The sequence below is a fragment of the Acidisoma silvae genome (assembly GCF_020618775.1).
GTDB classification, from domain to species: domain Bacteria; phylum Pseudomonadota; class Alphaproteobacteria; order Acetobacterales; family Acetobacteraceae; genus Acidisoma; species Acidisoma silvae.
Genome location: NZ_JAESVB010000002.1, coordinates 688,208 through 696,377 on the forward strand (window position 1 = coordinate 688,208; position 8,170 = coordinate 696,377).

The 8,170-nt window shown below is 64.9% G+C and carries 8 protein-coding genes; 3 read left to right on the top strand and 5 right to left on the bottom strand.

What is annotated here, in order from left to right; translation table 11 throughout:
- The gene (locus tag ASILVAE211_RS07910; RefSeq protein WP_227320735.1) at positions 1–1,344 is read right to left on the bottom strand and encodes an NtaA/DmoA family FMN-dependent monooxygenase; all 1,344 of its coding nucleotides are present in this window, start codon (positions 1,342–1,344) and stop codon (positions 1–3) included.
- Positions 1,345–1,546: 202 nt separating this feature from the next.
- Positions 1,547–1,801, bottom strand: a complete 255-nt coding sequence (locus tag ASILVAE211_RS07915) for a DUF1127 domain-containing protein (RefSeq protein ID WP_227320736.1) — start codon at positions 1,799–1,801, stop codon at positions 1,547–1,549.
- A gap of 233 nt (positions 1,802–2,034) precedes the next feature.
- Between ASILVAE211_RS07915 and ASILVAE211_RS07920 the strand changes: the two genes are divergently transcribed.
- From ASILVAE211_RS07920 to ASILVAE211_RS07930, 3 genes are all read left to right on the top strand, one after another.
- The gene (locus ASILVAE211_RS07920; protein WP_227320737.1) at positions 2,035–2,277 is read left to right on the top strand and encodes a hypothetical protein; all 243 of its coding nucleotides are present in this window, start codon (positions 2,035–2,037) and stop codon (positions 2,275–2,277) included.
- Between the two features lie 23 nt (positions 2,278–2,300).
- Positions 2,301–3,455: a serine hydrolase domain-containing protein gene (locus ASILVAE211_RS07925; RefSeq protein WP_227320738.1), complete on the top strand. Its 1,155-nt coding sequence runs from the start codon at positions 2,301–2,303 to the stop codon at positions 3,453–3,455.
- 96 nt (positions 3,456–3,551) lie between these two features.
- Positions 3,552–3,731 (top strand): entericidin, encoded by a 180-nt coding sequence (locus tag ASILVAE211_RS07930; RefSeq protein WP_319799542.1) that lies wholly within the window; start codon positions 3,552–3,554, stop codon positions 3,729–3,731.
- A gap of 57 nt (positions 3,732–3,788) precedes the next feature.
- Here the strand turns inward: ASILVAE211_RS07930 and ASILVAE211_RS07935 are convergent, their stop codons facing one another.
- The 3 genes from ASILVAE211_RS07935 to ASILVAE211_RS07945 are packed head-to-tail and all read right to left on the bottom strand — an operon-like array spanning position 3,789 to position 7,972.
- Positions 3,789–5,012 carry an ArgE/DapE family deacylase gene (locus ASILVAE211_RS07935; RefSeq protein ID WP_227320739.1) on the bottom strand — a complete coding sequence of 408 codons (1,224 nt, stop codon included), beginning with the start codon at positions 5,010–5,012 and terminating at the stop codon, positions 3,789–3,791.
- On the bottom strand, positions 5,009–6,760 hold the full coding sequence (locus ASILVAE211_RS07940) for an ABC transporter ATP-binding protein (RefSeq protein WP_227320740.1): 1,752 nt from the start codon (positions 6,758–6,760) through the stop codon (positions 5,009–5,011). The genes ASILVAE211_RS07935 and ASILVAE211_RS07940 overlap by 4 nt, the downstream gene beginning before the upstream one ends.
- A gap of 15 nt (positions 6,761–6,775) precedes the next feature.
- Positions 6,776–7,972, bottom strand: coding sequence for a CCA tRNA nucleotidyltransferase (locus ASILVAE211_RS07945; RefSeq protein ID WP_227320741.1), 1,197 nt, complete (start codon positions 7,970–7,972; stop codon positions 6,776–6,778).
- Positions 7,973–8,170 lie beyond the last annotated feature (198 nt).

The window sequence follows — 8,170 nt, forward strand, 5'->3', positions numbered from 1 at the left end:
TCAGTCCTCGCTCAGAGTGTCGCGTAGCGTTTTGCCTTTGTATTCCGTGCGGAAGCGCCCACGGCGCTGCAATTCCGGCACCAGAAGATCGACGATGCGGACAAGATCGAGCGGCACAGAGACGGTATGGCCCAGCATGAAACCGCCCCGGCTGCCCGTCGCCTCGAAATGCTCTTCCAGAAGATCGGCCATCTGCGTGGTGGACCCGGCAATCGTCTTGTCCCAGGCAGTGGCGTTCTTCACGCCATGCTCGAAGAAGTCCTTGCGGGTGATTTCGGTATTCTCGCCCAGTTCCAGCCCAAGTTCATAGACAAAGCCGATGGGCGAGGCATTCGCCGCCACGATTTCCTTCTGCAAGTCGCCGAGCGTAAAGCGCTCCGGCAGGGTCGAGAAATCATAGCCGTTATTATAGGACAAAAAGACGCCGACGGCCTCTGGCGGAATGGAGGTCAGCAGCCGGTCGCGCTGCGCCATCGCCTCCCGTTCCGTATCGGCCACAACGATCGGCGTCTGCCACAGCACGCCGACTTTGGACGGATCACGCCCCAGATCGGTCAGCGCCTGATCCAGCGCGGCACGATGCTTGACCTGGCGGCTAAGCGCCATATCCGGCCCGAAGATATAATCCGCGACATAGGCGGAAGCCCGCACGCCGCGCGGCGACCCGCCGGCCTGGATAACGACCGGCCGCCCCTGCGGCGACGGCGGCGTGTTCAGCGCGCCTTCGACCTTGAAGAATTTGCCGTCGTGCTTGACGTGATGGACCTTGGCCGGGTCCGTCACCCGGCCGGTCTCAAAATCCCAAACCATGCAGTCAGGCTCGGCGCTGTCCCACAGCTTGCGGCAGACATCGACGAATTCCTCCATCCGCTCATAGCGGCTGTTATGCTCCATCAACTCGTCGAAGCCGAAATTGGCGGCATCCGATTTGCGGGTGGAGGTAACGAGGTTCATGGCGATGCGCCCGCCCGTCACATGGTCCAGCGAATTCATCAGCCGCGCCATGTAATAGGGATGCATGAAGGTAGAGGAATAGGTCAGGCCGAAGCCCAGATGCCGGGTCACGCGCGACATCGCGACCATGATCGGGTTCAAGTCCTGGCGCGGCCAGGAAATGCCCCATTCGATGGCGGCGTCGGGCTTCCCTTCCCAGGTATCCGGGATGCCGGTGCCGTCCCCGGAAAAGACCATGTCCAGGCAACCGCGCTCGGCAATGCGGGCGATATCCTCGAACAGTTCCACGTCAGGGAAGGTGCGGCCGGGCCAGGCGCCGGGCATCCGCCAGCGGCCGCCGATATGCGAATAGGAGAAGTCGAAACCAAGATGCATGCGGGCTTTGGCCAAACTCGTCTCCTGTCTTCCAGGCTTTCCAGCCTAGACAGGATCGATCGCATCGTCATCCGGTCGCGGAAATTCTTTTACGTCGCTTCCTCAACGACATCTCGCCCCGGCGGATCGAGCGAGGCGGCGCTAGCCGCCCGCTCGAAAACCGCAACCCGGACAAGGGACACGACCCCGAAAGGTCGCCTCGGTTTAGTCTCTGGTCTTAGCGGCGATAGGTGCCTGCGGCGATGGACGGCAGGTCGGCGCGGCTGAAACCAAGCTCGCCCAGTTCAGCGTCGGAATAGGTCGCCAGTTCACGAGCCATCTGGGCCTGCTCGGTGCGAACCCCGCGGTTCTCGGCCATGCGCTGACGCAGCGCGCCGATTTCGCGGAACAAGCTGGTGACGCCCAGGAAATCGAAAGCGTCCTTGATGCCGCCGGGGGTGGGCTTCGTCTGGGTATTGGTGAAAGTCGTCATGGAAAAGCTCCTTGTCCGTTGTTGCTAAGGCTGCACAGCGCCAGCTCGAAACCAGAATGTCTACTCAGCTACGCCTGGCATTCGTTGTAGCGAACTATGCTGTTGCAGCGCACAATATAAATGCGTTTGTCGGAACGCAAGACAAAAGTTTCGCGAAAACGTGCTTGCACCCATAAACGGAGCGCTTAGCTTCCACGCACCGACATCAGACCCGCAAACATAGGAGCGGCAGCATGGCAAAACCGGATCCCGGCGATTTCGACGAAGAGGATATCGAGAGCTATCTCGCCCTTGCGCGCGTTCAGGGCGAGATGGCAGGCAACGACGAATGGATCATCGCGCTGGAAGACATGACCCGTGTCGCCTGGCGGCTGATGACGGAAGACCAGAAGGAAAGCTTCCGCGCCGAACCCGAGATCATCGCCCTGACTGACAGTTTCGGTGATTTCGCCGATGACCAGAACGCCGATTTCTGACGCCCCCGCGAGAGGATAAGCCCTTGCCCAATACCGAGAAGGTCACGCAGGCCATCGACGGCCTGCTCGACCGCGTTTTGGCGGAGCGGCGGCTGGTCGGCGCCGCCGTGCTGATTCATCGCGACGGAAGGCCCTTCTATAGCAAGGCCATCGGCTTCGCCGACCGGGAAGCCGGGCAGCCCATGCGGCCCGATACCGTCTTCCGGCTGGCCAGCATGACGAAACCGATCGTCTCCGCCACCACGCTCGCCTGCGCCGAAGCCGGGCTGCTGTCGATCGAGGACGAGGTCACCCGCTTTCTGCCTGATTTCCGGCCGAAGACGCTGGATGGGAACGAGGCGAAAATCACCATCCGCCATCTGCTGACCCATACGGCGGGCCTCGCCTATGGCTTCCTGCAGCCCGGCGAGAGCCCCTATCGCGCGGCCGGCATATCGGACGGGATCGACCGTTCCGGCATCAGCCTTGCCGAGAACATGCGGCGCCTCGGCGGATTGCCGCTGTATTTCCAGCCCGGCACCGCTTGGCTCTATTCGCTTGCGACGGATGTGCTGGGTGCGGTGCTGGAACAAGCCAGCGGGCAATCGCTGCCCGCTCTCGTGCAGGATCGGATCACCCGGCCGCTCGGCATGACGGATAGCGCCTTCATCGCAGCTGCGCCTGAACGGCTGGCGGCGGCCTATGCCGATGCCGCCGCGCCGGGCGGCGAACCGCGCCGCATGACCGAGCCTTTCGCTTTGCCGCAGGCGGAGGCCGGCACGGTCTATTTCTCGCCAGCCCGCGCGACGGACGCAGGTGCCTATCCCTCCGGCGGGGCCGGCATGGTGGGTACCGCCAGCGACTATATGCGCTTCCTGGAAGCCATCCGCCTGGGCGGTGCGCCGATCCTGCAACCGGCTTCCGCCGCTGCGCTTGTGGCGGATGCGATACCGGACCTCGGCATCGGCCCGACCGATCCGGGCTGGGGTTTCGGCCTGGGCGTATCGCATCTGCGGGACCCCGCGCCATCCGGCACGAAGCAGAAGGCCGGCAGCTGGGCCTGGGGCGGCGTCTATGGCACCAGTTTCTGGGTCGATCCCGAATCCGGGATCAGCGCCATCGCCTTGACGAATACGTCCCTGGAAGGGTGCAACGGCCTTTTCACGAAAGAAATCGTCGCGGCGGCCTATCCGGACTGACCCGGTCTCTAACCGAAACGTGATCGTCTCGGTCCGCTGTCACAATTCGTGACGCATCCCATATCTGGATCATCAGAGTTTGATGGGAGCCACAAGATGACCAAAGCCATTCGTTTCGATTTCAGCCTGCTGCGCGCCGCCATGATCGGCCTGCTGCTGGGCGGCGCGGCCCTGAGCCTGTCAGCCTGCAACACCGTCAACGGTGCCGGCAAGGACGTGTCGAGCGCTGGTGCCGCCACCTCGACGGCAGCAAGCTCCGTCCAGCAGAAGATGTAATCTGGCGCCCAAGCCAGAAAAGCCCGGCAGCCAATCGGCTGCCGGGCTTTTTTATGCCTACAGCAGGCGCGTCAGGGCGATGGCCACCGTTTCGGTCGCGGCCTTGAGATCAGCGATGGCCAGATTCTCATCCGCGCGATGGCCGTTCGCTTCCAGCATGGTGCGCGGACCGGCACCATACAGCACGGTCGGGATGCCGCGCTCGGTATAGAGTCTGGCATCGCAATAAATCGGCGTGCCTTCGGCCCCGATCGTCTCGCCCAGCACGATTTCGGCGGCCTCGGTCAGCGCCGCCACCAGCTTGTCCTGACCGGGCAGGCTTTCCATCGGCCGCACCACTAGGATCTGCGTCACGTCGACGGCAATGCCCGGCAGACCGGCGGCGGCGGCCGCGATCAGGTCGCGCAGCTCCTGCTCCACCGCTTCCGGCCGTTCCTCGGGGATCATGCGGCGGTCGATACGGAAGCTGACCTTGTCCGGCACGACATTGGTATTGATGCCACCGGAAATGAGACCGACGTTCAGATTGGCATGGCCGATACCCGGCACCGCCGAGACGCGCTCGGCCAGCCCACCGCGAAAGGCGTAAAGCGCGGCCAGGATCTGCGTCGCCGCCGCCAGCGCGTCGTGGCCCGTTTCCGGCCGGGCCGCATGGGCGGATTTGCCGCGCACCGTCACATCCAGATGCAGGCAGCCATTATGGGCGACCGTCACGTTATAGGCGAAGCCGGCGCTGAGCGCGTAATCAGGCTTGGACAGGCCCTGTTCCAGAATCCAGCCCGGGCCGATCAGCCCGCCGGTTTCCTCATCATAGGTCAGATGCAATTCCACGCTGCCGGCAAGCGCTGCGCCCGCATCCTTCAGGGCCAGCAGCGCGAAGGCATAGGTCGCGAAATCCGATTTGGAGACGGCGGCGCCCCGGCCATACATGCGGCCATCCCTGATCTCGGCGCCGTAAGGGTCGGAACTCCACCCCTCGCCGGGCGCCACGACATCGCCATGGGCGTTCAGTGCCACGACCGGGCCGGGACCGAAACTGTGGCGGATAATGAGATTGGTGGCAGAGATCATGCCGCAGCCGCGCACCAGATCCTGCGGCACCGGATGACGCTCAACCTCAAACCCCAGCGCCTCCAGCAGATCCGCCGTCATCGCCGCATGAGGCGCACAATCGCCGGGCGGATTGTCGGACGGATGACGCACCAGAGTGGCGAGGAAAGCCACTTCCTCCCCGAAACGGCGGCTGACCGCCGTGCGGATGGCAGAATCCCATTCACTCATGACATCAATCCCTGCGTGCGCACCAGGCGCGCGTAAATCCCGTCCTGTTCCATCAACTCGGCATGGGTGCCGCATTCCTCGGCGCGGCCATCGGCCATGACCACCACGAGGTCCGCACTGCGGACGGTGGAAAGGCGGTGGGCGACGATGATGGTGGTGCGGCCCGTGCGCAGATGCGCGAGCGCCGATTGCACGGCGGCCTCGCTATCGGAGTCCAGCGCGCTGGTCGCTTCGTCCAGCAGCAGGATGCGCGGATTGCGCAGGAAGGCACGGGCCAGCGAGACACGCTGGCGCTGCCCGCCGGACAGTCGGTTGCCGCTATGCCCGACCATCGTCCGGTCGCCCTCCGGCAAAGCCTGAATAAAGGTCGCCGCCGCAGCAGCTTCAGCCGCTGCTAGAATCTCGGCCTCCGTCGCGTTCGGCCGGCCCATGCCGATATTGGCCGCCACCGTATCGTCGAACAGCAGCGAATCCTGACCGACATAGGCGATGGCATCGCGCAGGCTGCCCATCTGGACGCTGCGGATATCGGCCCCGTCGATTTCGATCCCGCCCGAGAGAACGTCATAAAGCCGGGGAATGAGGGCCAGCGCCGTGGACTTGCCGGCGCCGGAGGCCCCGACGAGCGCCACCGTCTGGCCGGGCTTGGCTTCGAAGCTGAGACCGGTGAGGCCGGCGCGGCCGTCCGGATAGGTATAGCGGACATCGGTGAAGCGCAGCGCGCCGGGGCCGGCCGGCAAAGGCTTCGCATCCGGGCTGTCGGTAATCCCCGGCGGCTCGTCGATGACCTGAAAGGACCGGGCGAGACCGGCCAGACCCTCCTGCACGGCCGCGTTCAAAGACCCCAGCGAGCGCAGCGGGCGGGAGGCCAGCATCAGCGCCGCGACGAAGCCGGAAAAATTGCCCAGCGTCGCGGCACCGGCCGAAGCCCGCCAGCCGACGAAACCGATGACGAGGGCGACGGTCACGCCGCCCAGCACTTCCAGCACCGGATCGACCGCCGAACGCGTGCGCACCATGCGGATCAGCGCGCGATACAAATGGCCGAAGACGTCATCGGCGCGCTTGCGCTCGATACCTTCCAGCCGATAGGCACGCACCGTGCGGCTTTGAGCGAAGCTTTCATTCAGCATCATCGCCGTCTCGCCCATGCGCTCCTGCATATTGCCCGACGCCCGGCGCACGCGCTTGCCGATGCGCTGCACCGGCACGGCGGCCAGCGGATACAGCGCCAAAGCCAGCACGCTCAGCAACCAGTCCATATAGAGCATGGAGGCGACCAGACCGACGACGGTCATGACGTCCGACACGCCGCTGACGGCGCGCGTCATGGCATCGCGGATCGTCGCCGCATCCGTCGTGAAGCGGGCGGCGAGCTGGGCCGGGGCCTCGCGCTCCAGCCGCTGCAAATCGCTGTCCATCAGATGGCCGAACATGCGATTCTGCAAATCGCGGATGACGATCAGCACGAGATTCTGCGTCGCAACCGCCTGGCCGTATTGCACCGCCGCCTTGAAGCCGGTGACGACCAGCACGATGATCGGAATCTGATACAGGATGCGCGGATCCTTGCGCACGAACATGGTGAAGGCCTGGTCGATCACGGCCGGGTAAAGCGCCGTGGCACCGGCGACCAGCGCCGTCAGGATCGCGACGACAACCAGCCGTCCCTTGTAGATATGCAGATGCTCGCGCCAGAGGCGCGCGACCAGGGCGCGGGTGGAGTCGTCAGTCGGCAGAGTTTTCATGTCAGCGCGCGTGTATCAAGAAGGAGGCCGCCCGACCACCCTCGCCAATTGGGCGCGGCAGGATTGGGCGTCGTCGATGCAGCCCCGGTCGATCCACCAGGCGCAGACCTCCCGCAAAGCCAGGCCCAGCGCCGGGCCGGGCGTCAGGCCCAGCGCCACGCCGTCCCGCCCTTGCAGGGGGAAAACGGGGCGCTCATTCATCGCAAGTCTTGAGCGGAAAAGGGTCGCGGCATTGCCCGGCAGGTGCCGCAGCCAGGACCGCCGCAGCAGAACTGCGTGCGGCGCATCGGCCAAGGCGCGGCGCCTATCCGTATCATCCGCGTCCACAGCTGGCAGTGGGCCATCCAGATAGGCGGCGAGTTGCTCCCGTCCTGCCTTGGACAGTTTCAGCCGCCGCGCGGCCAGATCGGCCCTGTCGGGATCACCGATCAGCGCCGCCAGCCGCAGCACCGGCTCGGCCGGCGCCTCTCCTTTGGCCAGCCTATCCAGCCGTTCCAGCCAATCGGCCGTCGCCTCCGGCAAAAGAACCGGCAGCACGCCAAGCGCGGCCATAAGATGAAGGCCAGGTCTGGGGTCCGGAACGCTCAGAATTTTGGCGAGTTCGGACCACAACCGCTCGGCGGACAAGGTCGACAGTTTCGGCGCGGCGGCGGCCAGGGCCGCTGCCGTTTCGGCATCCGGCGGCACCTGCCCGTAGCGCAGGTGAAAGCGGAAAAACCGCAGAATGCGGAGGTAGTCCTCGGCAATCCGCACCGCCGCGTCACCCACGAAGCGCAAACGGCCGGCGGCAAGGTCAGCCTCCCCGCCGAAATAATCGAAGACTTCCCCATCCGGCCCCAGGGACATGGCGTTGATGGTAAAATCCCGCCGCGCGGCATCGACCGCAAAATCATCCGTGAAGGCCACAACCGCGTGGCGGCCGTCTGTCTCCACATCCCGGCGCAATGTGGTGACTTCGATCTGACCGCCATCGGCCAGCGCCGTGATCGTACCATGGGCGAGGCCGGTCGGGATGGCGCGTAGCTTCGCCGCTTTCAGCGCTGCAATTACGGCCTGGGGCAGGAAGGGCGTCGCGACATCGACATCGCTGACCGGGCGCCCGGCCAGCAGGTCGCGCACGGCCCCGCCCACAATGCGCGCGCCGGGCAAAGCTTTCAGCACAAGCCGAACACCGGGCAGATCGAGCAGGGAAGAAGGGTCCAGACGGGCCATGCCCTGGTGAAAATCCTATGGCCGGGAAAGCGCTACCGCAGCCATGCCCGTTATCCGAAATCCTGTCATTTGGCCAATTTCCCGGACCAAGGTAGAGCGGGGGCGGAGAGCGTCCTAAGCTTGTCGGAAAGCGTCAGGCTTTCGCCACGGAGACTACCGATGCCTATGCCGACCGCGTCTATGCAGACCGCGTCTAAG

What these genes read in the sequence shown, in the direction of transcription:
- ASILVAE211_RS07915 (WP_227320736.1), bottom strand. Translation starts at nt 1,801, where the DNA reads ATGACGACTTTCACCAATACCCAGACGAAGCCCACCCCCGGCGGCATC.
- ASILVAE211_RS07920 (WP_227320737.1), top strand. Translation starts at nt 2,035, where the DNA reads ATGGCAAAACCGGATCCCGGCGATTTCGACGAAGAGGATATCGAGAGC.
- ASILVAE211_RS07930 (WP_319799542.1), top strand. Translation starts at nt 3,552, where the DNA reads ATGACCAAAGCCATTCGTTTCGATTTCAGCCTGCTGCGCGCCGCCATG.
- ASILVAE211_RS07935 (WP_227320739.1), bottom strand. Translation starts at nt 5,012, where the DNA reads ATGAGTGAATGGGATTCTGCCATCCGCACGGCGGTCAGCCGCCGTTTC.
- ASILVAE211_RS07940 (WP_227320740.1), bottom strand. Translation starts at nt 6,760, where the DNA reads ATGAAAACTCTGCCGACTGACGACTCCACCCGCGCCCTGGTCGCGCGC.
- ASILVAE211_RS07945 (WP_227320741.1), bottom strand. Translation starts at nt 7,972, where the DNA reads ATGGCCCGTCTGGACCCTTCTTCCCTGCTCGATCTGCCCGGTGTTCGG.